This is a genomic window from Enterobacter sp. D2, from assembly GCF_034427575.1.
In the GTDB taxonomy this organism is placed as follows: Bacteria; Pseudomonadota; Gammaproteobacteria; order Enterobacterales; family Enterobacteriaceae; genus Enterobacter; species Enterobacter cloacae_M.
The window spans coordinates 86541-103242 of record NZ_JAXQPP010000003.1 but is presented as its reverse complement, the minus strand read 5'-3'; the positions used below and the strand labels follow the sequence as shown (position 1 = coordinate 103242).

Below are 16702 nucleotides of genomic sequence, written 5' to 3'. Positions count from 1 at the left end.
ATATTTGCCTCTAACCCCAGGAATCCGCACATGCGTATCGAAGAAGATCTGAAGTTAGGTTTCAAAGACGTTCTTATCCGCCCTAAACGCTCTACACTGAAAAGTCGCTCAGACGTTGAACTCGAACGTCAGTTCACCTTTAAGCATTCCGGTCAGACCTGGTCTGGCGTGCCGATCATCGCCGCCAACATGGATACTGTGGGAACCTTTGAGATGGCAACCGCCCTGGCACAGTTCGACATTCTTACCGCCGTGCACAAACATTACAGCCCTGAAGAGTGGAATGCGTTTGTTGCGTCCGCGTCTGCTGACGTGGTGAAGCATGTGATGGTTTCTACCGGCACTTCCGATGCCGATTTCGAGAAGACCAAACAGATCCTGAACGCTAACCCGGCGCTCAACTTCGTTTGTATTGACGTGGCGAACGGTTACTCCGAACACTTCGTGCAGTTCGTCAGCAAGGCGCGTGAAGCCTGGCCGACGAAAACCATCATCGCAGGCAACGTGGTGACCGGTGAAATGTGTGAAGAGCTGATCCTTTCCGGTGCAGATATCGTGAAAGTGGGTATTGGCCCGGGCTCCGTGTGCACGACCCGCGTCAAAACCGGCGTCGGTTATCCGCAGCTTTCCGCCGTCATTGAATGCGCCGATGCGGCGCACGGTCTGGGCGGTCAGATCATCAGCGATGGCGGCTGTACCATGCCGGGCGACGTTGCGAAAGCCTTCGGCGGCGGCGCCGACTTCGTGATGCTCGGCGGTATGCTGGCAGGCCACGAAGAGAGCGGTGGTACCGTTGTTGAAGAGAACGGCGAGAAATTTATGCTGTTCTACGGCATGAGCTCTGAATCCGCGATGACCCGTCACGTCGGTGGCGTGGCAAAATACCGTGCGGCGGAAGGTAAAACCGTGAAGCTGCCTCTGCGTGGCCCGGTTGAATACACCGCGCGCGATATCCTCGGCGGCCTGCGCTCGGCCTGCACCTACGTTGGGGCATCCCGCCTGAAAGAGCTGACTAAACGTACGACGTTTATTCGCGTTCAGGAACAGGAAAACCGCGTATTCAACAGCCTGTAATGGCTTCTGCTGGCGCATGCCCGTGCGCCAGCGCTGTTCAGCACTACCCCGCGCTCATCGCATCCCCCAGATGGAAAATCGGCAGATACATTGCCACTACCAGCGTGCCGATGATGACCCCTGTCACAATCAGAAGCACTGGCTCGAGAAGTGCCGCCAGATTATCTGCCCGTTGAAAGGTCTGTTCCGTGTGGTGCCGGGCGAGATTTGCCAGCATGATGTCCAGCGCACCTGACATTTCACCGGTTCGTAAAAGCTGAATACACAGCGGGGTAAAGATGGCCGCTTTCTGAAAGGATGACCAGACGGGGAGACCTTTTTCAATGTCCTCCCGAACGCTGTGGAGTATTCCCTGCCAGTAACAACTTTCAACGGTCTCCTCTGCGCTCTCCAGACCCTGTAAAAAGGGGATCCCTGCCTGCTGCGTGAGTGACAGCACGGTAAAGATGTGTCCCAGTTTTTGGCCTTTTGCCAGCGCGCCCATCACGGGTATGTGCATCAGCATGCGCTGCCAGCGAGGGTTGTGTCGCAGTGCCCAGGCGGCGGCTAAGGGCGTTAATAACGCGGCGAACAACGCGAGGGCATAGGACTGGATAAATGCGGCCATCCCCATGACCATTTGCGTCAGCATCGGGAGCGGCGTGTTAAACGTTTTGTAGATCGCGGCAAACTCGGGCAAGACCAGAATGACCATCGCCAGCACCACGAGTACGGCCAGCGTAAGGACGATCGCCGGGTAGCGTAGGGCCTTTTTCACCTTCTCTCTGAGCTGCTGCTGCGCTTTTTGCTGCTGCGCGAGCTGACGGCAGCACTCCTCCAGTTTTCCTGTGAGCTCACCGGTTTTCACCATAGAGACATGCAGTGGGCTAAACACCGCTGGCCACTTTTTTAGCGACTCAGAAAAGGGGGATCCCTCACTGAGCTCATCGGCAATGCTTTGCAGCAGCGCCTGCCACGGTTTTAACGGATGTTGCTCTACCAGCATCTGCAGGCTATGGGATAACGTCAGCCCCGCCTGCAGAAGCGTTGCGAGCTGGCGAAACATCTCGCAGCAGTGATGCTGCTGCCAGCGGTGTCGCTGAGCGCATCGGGTCAGCGCCAGAGGATGGAGATCGCTACGCATCAGCCTGGTGAAGGCGGCAGTGCGGTCTGTGGCCCAGAGTGTTCCGCTTCGGGGTTCTCCTTCTTTGGTGAGCGCTCGCCAGCGCCAGAGCTGATTAGCAGCCATCCGGCATTCCCAGCACGCGCACCAGCTCTTCGATCGTGGTCAGCCCTTGTTCTACGGCCATGCAGCCGTGCTCAAAAAGAGAAATCATTCCCGCCTGCCGGGCACTCGCCTCTATCACTTCGATTCCCGCCCCGCTGGCAATGGCCTGACGCAGGGCATTGTCGATCGCCAGCACTTCAAAAATGGCCACGCGGCCATAAAAACCGTGATAACAGCGATCGCAGCCTGTGGGCTGCCAGCGTGGAAGCGGTCTGGACCATACGGCGCGCGGTAATTCAGCATGCTCGCTGGCTTCCCGGCGACAGTGCGGACACAAACGCCGGACCAGTCTCTGGGCAATCACCATCGACAGCGCGGAAGATATCATCCAGCGCGCAACGCCCATCTGCTCCAGGCGAATCAGGGTTTCCGTCGTTGAGTTGGTGTGCAGCGTTGACAGCACCAGATGACCGGTCTGAGCGGCATTAATGGCAATTTCTGCCGTTTCGCCGTCACGGATTTCGCCGACCATAATGATGTCGGGATCCTGACGTAGCAGCGCCCTTAACACGCTCTGGAATGTTAAACCCGCCCGGGGATTAATCTGCGTCTGGTTTAATCCCGCAAGGGGGATCTCAATGGGATCCTCTACGCTACAGATGTTGACGTCGGGGGTGTTACGCGCCTGCAGCGCGCTGTACAGCGTCACGGTTTTGCCGCTGCCGGTAGGGCCGGTGACCAGAAACAGCCCCTGCGGCTGGTGGAGGACCTCATTAAAACAGGCCAGTTGTTCTGCGCTCATACCAAGCGCTTTCGGCTCAAGAGCCTGCTGAACCTGATGCAGCAGACGCAGCACAATTTTCTCACCACCGTTGCAGGGAAGCGTTGCGATCCGAAACGAGACCGGCGCGTTTGCCAGCTCAATCGTAAACTGACCGTCCTGAGGTAAACGACGTTCAGCAATATCCAGATTACCCAGCACCTTTAAACGAGCGCTGAACAGGCTTGCCTGCGAGGCGGAAAGCGGAGGCTGGGGACAAAGAACCCCGTCGATGCGTAAACGGATCTGGCATGCGTGCTCCATTGGTTCGATATGAATGTCGGAGGCGCGCTGGCTGATTGCCTGCTGCAGCGTGTGGTTGAGGATATCCACCGTCGAGTGTGTTTGCGAAACGACGGGCAGATGCGATTGTGACGTTAGCTGCCGGTGTTTTTCCATACGCTCAGCGCTCCAGCACTCAATATCAATCCGTTTCTGGGTCGCGAAGCGCAGCGCCTCCATGAGTTCAGCCGCGGGGCTGCCCACGACGGCGATGCTGACCATGTCACTGTCGCTGGTGAGCAGCAGAGCGTGATGGCGCTGACAAAGCGCCACGAGTTGATCGGTATTCATTATCCGCTCCTCAGTTATTGTCGAAGCGGAAAACGTCTTCGCAGGCCTGTTTCAGGGCGCTGTCAGCACTGATGTTGCAGTCGCGCGTCCAGCCCGTCATACCGTTACCGTCGTTCCACTGCGGCGTCATGACCACTTCCAGCCCGTTAAGACTCTCCTGTCCTGTTAAGGTCACGGTCCCTTTCGCCACGCTCATTCCTGAAACGTAGCGTGTCGTGGTGGGAGAGGGGATACCGTTACTGCCCGCATCGCAGCTCTCCACGCCACCGTGATCCAGCGCGCAAAGCTCAATGGCCGTGCGGTAAGGAACGAAGGTTTGCAGCATATCGGTCAGCGCCGCCTTGCGCAGGTAGTTCTGATAGGCGGGAACGCCGATGGCGCTCAGAATCGCAATGATGCCAATGACCACCATCAGCTCAATGAGTGTGAATCCTTGTTGTCTGTCCATATCTGCTCCTTATGCAAAGTGGCGCTACTTTGTCAGTGGGAAAGAGCAGAAACGAGAGGCAAAAAAGGGAACGGGAAGGAGGCTTCAGAGAATTTTTTCAGTGTTGCAGGGCAGAACAGTGGATCTGCGAGCGGGGCTGAAATTCCCCTCTCCGGGTGGAGAGGGGAGAATGCGTTATTTGAAGCGCATTGAGAGGTCGAGGGCGCGAACGTGTTTGGTCAGCGCGCCGACGGAAATGTAATCCACGCCGGTTTCGGCGAATTCACGGATCGTTTCGAAAGTGACGTTCCCGGACACTTCAAGCTGGGCCCGGCCGTTAGTCAGTTTTACCGCCTCGCGCATCTGCTCTGTTTCGAAGTTATCGAGCATGATGATATCGGCCCCGGCCTTAATCGCCTGCTCCAGCTCTTCCAGGCTTTCGACTTCTACCTCGACAGGCACATCCGGGTGCAGCCAGAAGGCTTTCTCCACCGCCTGACGCACGGAGCCAGAGGCAATAATGTGGTTCTCTTTAATGAGGAAGGCGTCGGATAAGCCCAGGCGATGGTTAGCGCCGCCGCCGCAGAGCACCGCATACTTCAGCGCGGTACGCAGGCCCGGCAGCGTTTTGCGGGTATCCAGCAGCTGGGTGCGGGTACCGGCCAGCAGGTCAACGTAGCGATGCACTTCACTGGCCACGCCAGAGAGCGTTTGTACAAAATTGAGCGCAGTACGTTCGCCGGTCAGCAAGACGCGGGAAGGACCGTCCAGTTCAAACAGCGCCTGGTTTGCCGTAATTGCATCGCCGTCTTCAACGTGCCAGATAATCTGCACATCATCACCCGCCAGCTGGGTAAAGACCTCTTCAACCCAACGCTTGCCGCAAAAAACGCCGTCTTCACGGGTGATAATGACCGCGTGCGAGCGCGTCTCTTTTGGCAACAATTGTGCGGTAATATCCTTATCAGCGTTAACGTCACCGCCCAGATCTTCTTTTAAAGCATGGGAGACGCTTGCCGGAATATCCATATTAATACGTTCCAGAAGCGCTTCACGTCGGTGGTCGGGGTTGTAGCGGCGAGGCGGCATGATAAAACTCCAAATTGGTAACGAATCATAATATTGAAACATGCTACTCTGAACCGAGTCATTGCACCATACAGAAGGAGTTCCAGCATGTTGTTAGAAAACGGATGGCTGGTGGATGCGCGGCACGTGCCCTCGCCGCACCACGATTGCCGCCCGGAGGATGAAAAGCCCACACTGCTGGTGGTTCATAATATTAGTCTCCCGCCGGGGGAATTTGGCGGCCCGTGGATCGATGCGTTATTCACGGGAACTATTGATCCCGATGCTCATCCCTTCTTTGCTGAAATTGCACATCTGCGCGTATCGGCTCACTGCCTGATTCGTCGCGATGGTGAAGTGGTTCAGTATGTTCCCTTTGATAAGCGCGCCTGGCATGCCGGCGTGTCGATGTATCACGGGCGCGAACGGTGCAACGATTTTTCTATCGGGATCGAAATGGAAGGCACGGATACTACGCCCTACACCGATTCACAGTATCAACGGCTAGCGGCAGTGACCCGCACGCTTATCGGACTCTACCCGGCTATCGCCGACAATATTACCGGGCACTGCGATATTGCCCCGGAGAGAAAAACCGATCCCGGCCCGGCCTTTGACTGGCCCCGGTTTCGCGCCATGCTCACCGCGTCGTCAGAATAAGGAGATACCATGACGTTGTTTACGATGCTGCTGGTTATCATCGCTGAACGCCTGTTCAAGCTCGGCGAGCACTGGCATCTGGATCACCGGCTGGAGGTGCTTTTCCGCCGGATTAAGCATTTTTCCATGCTGCGCACGCTGCTGATGATGGCAGGGGTGATGGTCATTACGTTCCTGCTCCTGCGCTCGCTGTACGGACTCTTTTTCAACGTGCCGCTGCTGGTGGTGTGGATCCTGCTTGGGGTGCTGTGCATTGGCGCAGGCAAGGTGCGTTTACACTATCACGCATACCTGAAAGCCGCCTCCCGTGACGATGCCCATGCGCGCGGTGCCATGGCGAGCGAGCTGACGATGATCCACGGCGTGCCGCCGGACTGCGACGAGCGCGAATTCCTGCGCGAGCTGCAAAACGCGCTGCTGTGGATTAACTTCCGTTACTATCTTGCGCCGCTGTTCTGGTTTGTAGTGGGTGGCCCGCTGGGGCCGGTGCTGCTGATGGGATATGCGTTCCTGCGCGCCTGGCAGACCTGGCTTGCCCGTTATCTGACGCCGCATGAACGCCTGCAGTCCGGCATTGACGCCATCCTGCACGTGCTCGACTGGCTCCCGGTGCGTCTGGTCGGCGTGGTGTACGCGTTAATTGGTCACGGTGAAAAAGCGCTGCCCGCATGGTTCGCTTCTCTTGCCGATCGCCATACGTCGCAGTACCAGGTGCTAACGCGTCTGGCGCAGTTCTCGCTGGCGCGTGAGCCGCATACCGACAAGATTGAAACGCCGAAGGCCGCTGTCTCCATGGCGAAGAAAACGTCGTTTGTGGTGGTGGTTATCGTGGCGCTGCTGACGATTTACGGCACGCTGGTGTAGGCCAGCGCGCCGCAAAGGCTAAAGCGTATCCGCGGGCGGGATGCCGAAATCAGGCATCCCGTTTTCATTCCAGCGGACGAGCTTCAGTCGAGTATGGCGATTCGGATCGTACAGCGGGTCGCCCTCAATTTCGGTGTAATTCCGCGCGTGATACACCAGCACATCTTCTCCTTCCGGCGTTTGCGTAAAGCTGTTGTGCCCCGGGCCGAACTGGCGATTTTCATAGCTGGTAACGAACACCGGACGCGGGGATTTGTGCCAGTTTGCCGGATTTTGCGGATCGGCATTCAGGTCTATCCACAGTAGACCCATGCAGTAGTTCTCGTCGGTCGCGCTGGCGGAGTAGCTGATAAACAGCTTATCGCCGTGAACCAGCACCGCCGGGCCTTCGTTGACCCAAAAACCGCGACGCTCCCAGTCATACTCCGGCTTGCTGAGCATCACAGGCTCGCCTTTCAGCGTCCAGGGGGTCTCCATTTCACAGAGATAAAGATTGGAGTTTCCGGTGATGTCCGGCGCTTTTTGCGCCCACAGATACCAGCGTTTCCCCTGATGAACAAAGGTGGTGGCGTCCAGAGCGAAGGTATCGAAAGGCGTTTTGATTTGCCCTTTCTCCACCCACGTGCCGGTTAGCGGATCGCCGTCGGCACATTCAATGGCGAACATACGGTGCTGGAACATTCCGAGCGCGTCGAGCGCCTGGGTGTGCGTCGCAGCAAAATAGATGTACCACTTCCCGTCAATGTGATGCAGTTCCGGCGCCCAGATCAGCTGGCTCATCGGGCCGGTGTCGGGCTTGCGCCAGACCACCACTTCTTCGGCATTACGTAAGCCTTCAAGAGACTCTGCGCGGCGGATTGCCAGCCTGTCGTACTCCGGCACGGAGGCGATAAAATAGTACTGCCCCTCGTGGCGTAAAATGTACGGATCGGCGCGTTGTTCAATAAACGGGTTTGGCCAGGTTTGCATTCGGCTTTCCTTATTTTGTCTCAGCGACTTTGAGTTCCTGATAATCGTTCAGCTCGCGGTAGTTATTGCGACGCTTTTCCAGATCGGACTGGATCTGCTTCATGGTTTCGCGGTCCACTTTCAGCAGGCGCACCACGCCCGCGGTAATCAAGTATCCAATGCCGGGAATGACGGTAAAGAGCAGCACGATCCCATTAATGGCGTTCGCGCTCTGCGCTTTTGCGCCCGCGTCATAACCGTACCAGGAGAGCAGGAAGCCGACCATCGCCCCGGCAATCGCCAGCCCCAGCTTCAGGAAGAAGATGTTGCCGGAGAAGCTGATCCCGGTGATGCGCTTACCGGTCTTCCACTCGCCGTAGTCGTCCACGTCGGCCATCAGCGACCAGTGCAGCGGAGACGGGATCTGGTGCAGGATGTTCAGCAGGAAGTAGAGCACCACGATGGTGACGGTGGCTTTCGGGTCGAAGAAATAAAAGGCGGTTGAGAAAATCGCCAGAACGATATTGGTCCAGAAGAAGACCTTGAGCTTACACCAGCGGTCGGTCAGCACTTTTGCCAGCACGCTGCCGAGCATCATGCCGACCACGCCCAGGCTGATAAACAGCGTGGCGAAATGGGTGTTTTGGCCCATCACCCAGGTGACGTAATACATGGTGGCCGCCATGCGGATAAAGCCCGGGCAGACGTTGCACAGGGTCAGGAGCAGAATGCGTACCCACTGGTCGTTTTTCCACACGTCTTTCAGATCGTTTTTCAGCTCGTCGTTGGTCTGTACCGCCGGACGCACGCGCTCGCGCACGGTGGCGAAGCAGAACAGGAACATGCAGGTCCCAATCAGCGCCAGAACGGTCATCGCCATCTGGTAGCCTTTGGCTTTGTTATCCCCGCCAAACCAGTCGGCCATCGGCAGCAGCGTTAATGAGAGCAGCAGCGTGGCGATGCCGACCAGCACGAAGCGATACGACTGGCAGGCCACGCGCTCTTTTGGATCGTTGGTGATCACCCCGCCCAGCGAGCAGTAGGGAATGTTGATGGCCGTATAGGTCAAAGAGAGCAGGAAGTAGGTGACAAACGCATAGATAACTTTGCTGTTATAGCTCCACTCCGGCGTGGTGAACATGAGAATGCTGAACAGCGCGTAGGGGAAGGCGATCCACAGCAGCCATGGACGAAACCGGCCATATTTGCTGCGGGTACGGTCAGCAATCGCGCCCATGATCGGGTCCGTTACGGCGTCAATCACGCGCACGGAAAGCAGCAGCACGCCGACCAGCGCAGGGGCGAGGCCAAAAATATCCGTATAAAAATAGTTAACAAACAGCATGATGGCGCCGAAGATGATGTTGCATCCCGCGTCGCCCATCCCATAGCCGATCTTTTCTTTTACTGACAGTGTGTTGTTATCCATCGACAGCTCTCCGGTTTACGGTATGGAGAGAATTATTTGCTGGCAAAGGAATATATGCGTTGCAGTATCAGGGCGGTGATATGGATAAATGCGCTGTGGGCATGAAAGTGTGAGGGAGGTAACAACGCGCGGCACCCGCAAAAGCAGGCGCCGCGAAGAGAGGCTTAGTGTGCCTTCATGGCATTACGGCTTTTCTGACTGAACAGATAGCCCACGCCCAGGATCGCAATCCAGACCGGGATCAGGTAGACGGAAATCGCCATACCCGGGGTGATCAGCATAATCACCAGCACGGCTGCCATAAACAGCAGGCAGATCCAGTTACCCAGCGGATAGAGCAGGGCAGGGAAGCGCGTGGTGACGCCCTGCTGCTGCTTGGCGCGGCGGAACTTCATGTGCGCCAGGCTGATCATGGCCCAGTTGATGACCAGGGCAGAGACCACCAGCGCCATCAGCAGGCCAAACGCCGATTCCGGAGCCATGTAGTTAATGAGCACGCACAGCGCGGTCACAACCGCCGAAACCAGAATTGTGTTTACCGGCACGCCGCGTTTATCGACGTTGAGCAGCGCTTTTGGCGCGTTGCCCTGCTGGGCCAGGCCGAACAGCATGCGGCTGTTGCAGTACACGCAGCTATTGTAAACGGAGAGCGCTGCGGTCAGCACCACGATGTTCAGGGCGTTGGCGACAAAGGTGTCGCCCAGCTCGTGGAAGATCAGCACAAACGGGCTGGTGTCGGCGGTCACGCGCGTCCACGGCAGCAGGGAGAGCAGCACGGCCAGCGAGCCCACGTAGAAGATCAGAATGCGGTAGATAACCTGGTTAGTGGCTTTCGGAATGCTTTGCTCCGGGTTGTCGGCTTCAGCAGCGGTGATGCCCACCAGCTCCAGGCCGCCGAAGGAGAACATAATGATGGCCATCATCATTACCAGACCGGTCATACCGTGAGGCAGGAATCCGCCCTGTTCCCAGAGGTTGCGCACGGTGGCCTGCGGGCCGCCGTTGCCGCTGAACAGCAGCCAGCCGCCGAAGATAATCATCGCCACTACGGCAATGACCTTGATGATGGCAAACCAGAACTCCATTTCACCGAACACTTTAACGTTGGTCAGGTTAATGGCGTTGATAATGACGAAGAAAGCGGCTGCGGAAGCCCAGGTTGGGATCTCGGGATACCAGAACTGAATGTATTTCCCGACGGCGGTAAGCTCAGCCATGGCAACCAGAACGTACAGGACCCAGTAGTTCCAGCCCGAGGCGAAACCGGCAAAGCTGCCCCAGTATTTATAGGCAAAGTGGCTGAAGGAGCCTGCGACCGGCTCTTCAACGACCATTTCACCCAGCTGGCGCATGATCAGAAAAGCAATGAAACCCGCAATCGCGTAACCCAAAATAATGCCCGGACCGGCAGACTGGATAACGGATGCGCTGCCCAGAAACAGGCCGGTACCAATCGCACCGCCCAGTGCGATGAGCTGTATATGGCGGTTTTTAAGCCCGCGCTTTAGCTGATCGCCGTGCTGTTGAGCTTCCATTTGAAACCTCGTGTGTGGTTGTTATGTTCACGCTGTGCGTGTGTAATTATGAAAATCCATATTCTGTATTTATTTCTTTACGGTTAACGAGACCGAAAAAAGCGGACATGACTTCCGTAAGCGCAAGAATAGTGGTAAGCGCCTGCGAATGCACCTGCTTTATGAAGGGATGATGACGACTTGAATAAAAAGAAAGCATTTGTAAATCGGCCCGCTTATTCTTCCTGACCCAACCTATAGAATAGAAATGCGCCTTAAGTGGGCGAATTTTCATTATTTGCCTTGTTGAATCGCTTCAGATTGCAAAAACCCTCGTTTCATTATGGTTAAAACTCCCTCTTTGGGAGTAATCAACTCATTTGTGCAAAGTTACATTTCTGAAACGTTATTTCTGTAAGGTTGTTAAAATGTGCAGGGTTTACTGATTTCAATCAAAACCAATATGGACAGAAGGTGAATACTTTGTTACTTTAGCGATACGAAATAGAAATTGGTAAGACCAATTGACTCCGGGCAAAAAGGCGTAAGACAGGGAATATGGCCTACAGCAAAATTCGCCAACCAAAACTATCTGATGTGATTGAGCAGCAGCTGGAGTTTTTAATCCTCGAAGGGACTCTGCGCCCGGGTGAGAAACTTCCGCCAGAACGCGAGCTGGCAAAACAGTTCGACGTTTCACGTCCCTCTCTGCGTGAGGCGATTCAACGTCTCGAAGCAAAGGGCTTGCTGCTTCGTCGCCAGGGCGGCGGAACCTTTGTGCAAAACAGCCTGTGGCAGAGCTTCAGCGATCCGCTGGTAGAACTTCTCTCTGACCACCCAGAATCCCAGTTTGACCTGCTTGAGACCCGTCACGCGCTTGAAGGTATTGCGGCCTATTACGCCGCCCTTCGCAGCACTGATGAAGATCGCGTGCGTATCCGCGAACTGCATCAGGCCATTGAACGGGCACAGCAGTCCGGCGACTTAGACGCCGAGTCCAGCGCCGTCGTCCAGTATCAAATTGCCGTCACCGAAGCGGCCCACAACGTGGTGCTCCTCCATCTGCTACGCTGCATGGAGCCCATGCTGGCCCAGAACGTTCGTCAGAATTTTGAATTGTTGTATGCCCGTCGGGACATGCTCCCACTGGTAAGCAACCATCGCACCCGAGTATTCGAGGCGATAATGGCCGGGGAACCGGAGCAGGCGCGCGAAGCGTCGCACCGACATCTGGCTTTCATTGAGGAAATCTTGCTGGACCGCAGCCGTGAACAATCGCGTCGCGAACGTTCATTACGCCGCATACAGCAACGAAAGGATTAAGCGCCAGGTACTTTTAGAGCGCGGCAACTAAACGCAGAACCTGTCTTATTGTGTTTTCTGGCGAAAATACAATGGGACAGGTTCCAGACAAATCAACGTATTAGATAGATAAGGAATACCCCCATGTCAGAACGTCTCCAAAATGACGTGGATCCGATCGAAACTCGCGACTGGCTACAGGCGATCGAATCGGTCATCCGTGAAGAAGGTGTTGAGCGCGCTCAGTATCTGATTGATCAGCTGCTTTCTGAAGCCCGCAAAGGTGGTGTGAAGGTTGCTTCAGGTGCAGGGGCTAGCAACTACGTAAACACGATTGCCGTTGAAGACGAACCGGAATACCCGGGCAATCTGGATCTGGAACGTCGTATCCGTTCTGCAATCCGCTGGAACGCCATCATGACCGTTCTGCGCGCATCCAAGAAAGACCTGGAACTGGGTGGCCACATGGCGTCCTTCCAGTCTTCTGCGACCGTTTACGAAGTGTGCTTCAACCACTTCTTCCGTGCAGCGAACGAGAAAGACGGCGGCGATCTGGTGTACTTCCAGGGCCACATCTCTCCGGGCATCTATGCACGTGCATTCCTGGAAGGTCGTCTGACTGAAGAGCAGATGAACAACTTCCGTCAGGAAGTTCACGGTAAAGGTCTGTCTTCTTACCCGCACCCTAAACTGATGCCTGAATTCTGGCAGTTCCCGACCGTATCTATGGGTCTGGGCCCAATCGGTGCGATCTACCAGGCTAAATTCCTGAAGTATCTGGAACACCGTGGTCTGAAGGACACCTCTGAGCAGACCGTATACGCCTTCCTGGGCGACGGCGAAATGGATGAGCCAGAATCCAAAGGTGCGATCACCATCGCAACCCGTGAGAAGCTGGACAACCTGTGCTTCATCATCAACTGTAACCTGCAGCGTCTGGATGGTCCGGTAACCGGTAACGGCAAGATCATCAACGAACTGGAAGGCATCTTCGCAGGTGCTGGCTGGAACGTGATCAAAGTGATGTGGGGTTCCCGTTGGGACGAACTGCTGCGTAAAGACACCAGCGGTAAACTGATCCAGCTGATGAACGAAACCGTTGACGGTGACTACCAGACCTTCAAATCCAAAGACGGTGCCTACGTTCGTGAGCACTTCTTCGGCAAATATCCAGAAACCGCAGCCCTGGTTGCAGACTGGACTGATGAGCAGATCTGGGCCCTGAACCGCGGTGGTCACGATCCGAAGAAAATCTACGCTGCACTGAAAAAAGCGCGCGAAACCAAAGGTAAAGCGACTGTAATCCTGGCCCACACCATCAAAGGTTACGGCATGGGTGATACCGCAGAAGGTAAAAACATCGCTCACCAGGTTAAGAAAATGAACATGGACGGCGTGCGTTATATCCGCGACCGTTTCAACGTTCCAGTCACCGATGAGCAGGTAGAAAACCTGTCTTACATCACCTTCCCGGAAGGTTCTGAAGAGCACAAGTACCTGCACGAACGTCGTCAGGCGCTGAAAGGCTACCTGCCAGCTCGTCAGCCAAACTTCACCGAGAAGCTGGAACTGCCAGCGCTGGAAGACTTCTCTCAGCTGCTGGAAGAGCAGAACAAAGAGATCTCTACCACTATCGCTTTCGTTCGTGCCCTGAACGTGATTCTGAAGAACAAGTCGATCAAAGATCGCCTGGTGCCAATCATCGCCGACGAAGCGCGTACTTTCGGTATGGAAGGTCTGTTCCGTCAGATCGGTATCTACAGCCCGAACGGCCAGCAGTACACCCCGCAGGACCGTGAGCAGGTTGCATACTACAAAGAAGACGAGAAAGGTCAGATCCTGCAGGAAGGTATCAACGAGCTGGGCGCAGGCGCATCCTGGCTGGCTGCTGCGACCTCTTACAGCACCAACAACCTGCCGATGATCCCGTTCTACATTTACTACTCCATGTTCGGGTTCCAGCGTATCGGTGACCTGTGCTGGCAGGCAGGCGACCAGCAGGCTCGCGGCTTCCTGGTAGGCGGTACCTCCGGTCGTACGACTCTGAACGGTGAAGGTCTGCAGCACGAAGATGGCCACAGCCACATTCAGTCTCTGACTATCCCTAACTGTATCTCTTACGATCCGTCTTACGCGTACGAAGTGGCAGTCATCATGCATGACGGTCTGCAGCGCATGTACGGTGAAGCGCAAGAGAACATTTACTACTACATCACCACCCTGAACGAAAACTACCACATGCCGGCAATGCCAGCAGGTGCCGAGGAAGGTATCCGTAAAGGTATCTACAAACTCGAAACCATCGAAGGTAGCAAAGGTAAAGTTCAGCTGCTGGGCTCCGGTTCTATCCTGCGTCACGTACGTGAAGCAGCGCAGATCCTGGCGAAAGACTACGGCGTGGGTTCCGACGTGTACTCTGTGACCTCCTTCACTGAACTGGCGCGTGATGGCCAGGATTGTGAGCGCTGGAACATGCTGCACCCACTGGAAACTCCACGCGTTCCGTACATCGCTCAGGTGATGAACGACGCGCCAGCGGTGGCGTCTACTGACTATATGAAACTGTTCGCCGAGCAGGTTCGTACTTACGTTCCAGCTGATGATTATCGCGTACTGGGTACTGACGGCTTCGGTCGTTCTGACAGCCGCGAAAACCTGCGTCACCACTTCGAAGTTGATGCTTCTTACGTGGTTGTAGCAGCACTGGGCGAACTGGCTAAACGTGGCGAAATCGATAAGAAAGTGGTTGCGGACGCAATCACCAAATTCAACATCGATGCAGAAAAAGTTAACCCGCGTCTGGCGTAAGAGGTAAAAGAATAATGGCTATCGAAATCAATGTACCGGACATCGGGGCTGATGAAGTTGAAATCACCGAGATCCTGGTCAAAGTAGGCGACAAGGTTGAAGCTGAACAGTCGCTGATCACCGTAGAAGGCGACAAAGCCTCTATGGAAGTCCCGTCTCCTCAGGCTGGCATCGTTAAAGAGATCAAAGTCTCTGTTGGCGATAAAACCGAGACTGGCAAACTGATCATGATTTTCGATTCCGCCGACGGTGCAGCAGCTGCTGCACCTGCGCAGGAAGAGAAGAAAGCCGCTCCGGCCGCCGCTGCTCCAGCAGCTGCCGCAGCAGCAAAAGAAGTGAACGTGCCTGACATCGGCGGTGACGAAGTTGAAGTCACTGAAATTCTGGTGAAAGTGGGCGACACCGTTGCGGCTGAGCAGTCACTGATCACCGTAGAAGGCGACAAAGCCTCTATGGAAGTGCCGGCTCCGTTCGCGGGTACCGTTAAAGAGATCAAGATCAACACCGGCGACAAAGTGTCTACCGGGTCGCTTATCATGATCTTCGAAGTGGCGGGTGCAGAAGGCGCTGCCGCGCCTGCGCAGGCCGCTGCTCCGGCTCCGGCTGCTGCACCAGCAGCTGCTGGCGGCGCGAAAGACGTTAACGTACCGGACATCGGCGGTGACGAAGTTGAAGTGACCGAAGTGATGGTTAAAGTGGGCGACAAAGTTGCCGCTGAACAGTCACTGATCACCGTCGAAGGCGACAAAGCTTCTATGGAAGTGCCGGCGCCGTTCGCGGGTACCGTCAAAGAGATCAAGATCAGCACCGGCGACAAAGTGTCTACCGGCTCTCTGATCATGGTCTTCGAAGTGGAAGGCGCTGCGCCTGCCGCAGCTCCGGCTGCCGCGGCTGCTCCAGCCCCTGCTGCTGCACCGGCTCAGGCTGCTAAACCAGCCGCTGCCCCTGCTGCTAAAGCAGAAAAATCTGAGTTCGCTGAAAACGACGCTTACGTCCACGCTACCCCGCTGATTCGTCGCCTGGCGCGCGAGTTCGGTGTGAACCTGGCGAAAGTGAAAGGAACCGGCCGTAAGGGTCGTATCCTGCGCGAAGACGTTCAGACATACGTGAAAGACGCGGTGAAACGCGCCGAAGCTGCACCTGCTGCAGCCGCCGGTGGCGGTATCCCGGGCATGCTGCCATGGCCGAAAGTGGACTTCAGCAAGTTCGGCGAAATCGAAGAAGTGGAGCTGGGCCGCATCCAGAAAATCTCTGGTGCTAACCTGAGCCGTAACTGGGTGATGATCCCGCACGTTACGCACTTCGACAAAACCGATATCACCGATCTGGAAGCGTTCCGTAAACAGCAGAACGCTGAAGCTGAGAAGCGCAAACTGGACGTGAAATTCACCCCAGTAGTCTTCATCATGAAAGCCGTTGCTGCTGCCCTTGAGCAGATGCCGCGCTTCAACAGCTCCCTGTCCGAAGACGGCCAGAAGCTGACGCTGAAGAAATACATCAACATCGGTGTTGCGGTTGATACGCCAAATGGTCTGGTTGTTCCGGTCTTCAAAGACGTGAACAAGAAGAGCATCACTGAGCTGTCCCGTGAACTGACCGTGATCTCCAAGAAAGCGCGTGATGGTAAGCTGACTGCCGGCGAAATGCAGGGCGGCTGCTTCACTATCTCCAGCATCGGCGGCCTGGGTACCACCCACTTCGCACCGATTGTTAACGCGCCGGAAGTGGCTATCCTCGGTGTGTCCAAGTCCGCGATGGAGCCGGTGTGGAACGGCAAAGAGTTCGTGCCGCGTCTGATGATGCCAATCTCTCTGTCCTTCGACCACCGCGTGATCGACGGTGCTGATGGTGCGCGCTTCATCACCATCATCAACAACATGCTGAGCGACATTCGCCGCCTGGTGATGTAATCGAAAAGCCGGCCAGTCGGCCGGCTTTTTTCTGATAATCTCATGGTGTTTGTGAGGTTATTGGCGAAAGCGACAATTCGTGAGCCGTTTGTTGTTTC

14 protein-coding genes are annotated in these 16702 nt (G+C 55.8%); 6 read left to right on the top strand and 8 right to left on the bottom strand.

The window, feature by feature from the left end; all coding sequences use genetic code 11:
• The first annotated feature begins 30 nt into the window (after positions 1-30).
• Positions 31-1074: a GMP reductase gene (locus SPG90_RS15930; protein ID WP_023310407.1), complete on the top strand. Its 1044-nt coding sequence runs from the start codon at positions 31-33 to the stop codon at positions 1072-1074.
• A 43-nt stretch (positions 1075-1117) separates the two neighbouring features.
• Here the strand turns inward: SPG90_RS15930 and hofC are convergent, their stop codons facing one another.
• The 4 genes from hofC to nadC form a co-directional block, all read right to left on the bottom strand.
• Entirely contained in the window at positions 1118-2302 is a 1185-nt protein-coding gene (hofC, locus tag SPG90_RS15925) for a protein transport protein HofC (RefSeq protein ID WP_163354410.1), read from the bottom strand.
• Entirely contained in the window at positions 2292-3674 is a 1383-nt protein-coding gene (gene gspE / locus SPG90_RS15920; protein WP_322408231.1) for a type II secretion system protein GspE, read from the bottom strand. Before gspE ends, hofC begins: the two co-directional genes overlap by 11 nt.
• 10 nt (positions 3675-3684) lie before the next feature.
• A complete protein-coding gene (ppdD, locus tag SPG90_RS15915) occupies positions 3685-4122 on the bottom strand; it encodes a prepilin peptidase-dependent pilin (protein WP_023310410.1) in 438 nt (145 codons plus the stop codon).
• Positions 4123-4296: 174 nt separating this feature from the next.
• On the bottom strand, positions 4297-5190 hold the full coding sequence (gene nadC, locus SPG90_RS15910; protein ID WP_023310411.1) for a carboxylating nicotinate-nucleotide diphosphorylase: 894 nt from the start codon (positions 5188-5190) through the stop codon (positions 4297-4299).
• Between the two features lie 87 nt (positions 5191-5277).
• Between nadC and ampD the strand changes: the two genes are divergently transcribed.
• Together ampD and ampE are read left to right on the top strand one after the other, a co-directional pair.
• Complete coding sequence (gene ampD, locus SPG90_RS15905) at positions 5278-5829, top strand: 1,6-anhydro-N-acetylmuramyl-L-alanine amidase AmpD (RefSeq protein WP_047063877.1); 552 nt, start codon at positions 5278-5280, stop codon at positions 5827-5829.
• 9 nt (positions 5830-5838) lie between these two features.
• Positions 5839-6693 carry a beta-lactamase regulator AmpE gene (gene ampE / locus SPG90_RS15900; protein ID WP_023310413.1) on the top strand — a complete coding sequence of 285 codons (855 nt, stop codon included), beginning with the start codon at positions 5839-5841 and terminating at the stop codon, positions 6691-6693.
• An 18-nt stretch (positions 6694-6711) separates the two neighbouring features.
• On the opposite strand, the gene SPG90_RS15895 is transcribed toward ampE, so the two are convergent.
• From SPG90_RS15895 to SPG90_RS15880, 4 genes are all read right to left on the bottom strand, one after another.
• Complete coding sequence (locus SPG90_RS15895) at positions 6712-7662, bottom strand: family 43 glycosylhydrolase (protein WP_163354413.1); 951 nt, start codon at positions 7660-7662, stop codon at positions 6712-6714.
• 10 nt (positions 7663-7672) lie between these two features.
• The gene (locus SPG90_RS15890; RefSeq protein WP_322408230.1) at positions 7673-9070 is read right to left on the bottom strand and encodes an MFS transporter; all 1398 of its coding nucleotides are present in this window, start codon (positions 9068-9070) and stop codon (positions 7673-7675) included.
• 164 nt (positions 9071-9234) lie between these two features.
• The gene (aroP, locus tag SPG90_RS15885; RefSeq protein WP_045355157.1) at positions 9235-10605 is read right to left on the bottom strand and encodes an aromatic amino acid transporter AroP; all 1371 of its coding nucleotides are present in this window, start codon (positions 10603-10605) and stop codon (positions 9235-9237) included.
• A gap of 46 nt (positions 10606-10651) precedes the next feature.
• Positions 10652-10879, bottom strand: coding sequence for a hypothetical protein (locus SPG90_RS15880; RefSeq protein ID WP_080298637.1), 228 nt, complete (start codon positions 10877-10879; stop codon positions 10652-10654).
• Between the two features lie 263 nt (positions 10880-11142).
• On the opposite strand from SPG90_RS15880, the gene pdhR reads away from it, so the two are divergent.
• The 3 genes from pdhR to aceF all read left to right on the top strand — a co-directional run bounded on the left by pdhR (position 11143) and on the right by aceF (position 16604).
• Complete coding sequence (pdhR, locus tag SPG90_RS15875; protein WP_008501960.1) at positions 11143-11907, top strand: pyruvate dehydrogenase complex transcriptional repressor PdhR; 765 nt, start codon at positions 11143-11145, stop codon at positions 11905-11907.
• Positions 11908-12030: 123 nt separating this feature from the next.
• Positions 12031-14694 (top strand): pyruvate dehydrogenase (acetyl-transferring), homodimeric type, encoded by a 2664-nt coding sequence (gene aceE, locus SPG90_RS15870; protein ID WP_322408229.1) that lies wholly within the window; start codon positions 12031-12033, stop codon positions 14692-14694.
• Between the two features lie 14 nt (positions 14695-14708).
• A complete protein-coding gene (gene aceF, locus SPG90_RS15865; RefSeq protein WP_023310419.1) occupies positions 14709-16604 on the top strand; it encodes a pyruvate dehydrogenase complex dihydrolipoyllysine-residue acetyltransferase in 1896 nt (631 codons plus the stop codon).
• The last annotated feature ends 98 nt before the right edge of the window (positions 16605-16702 follow it).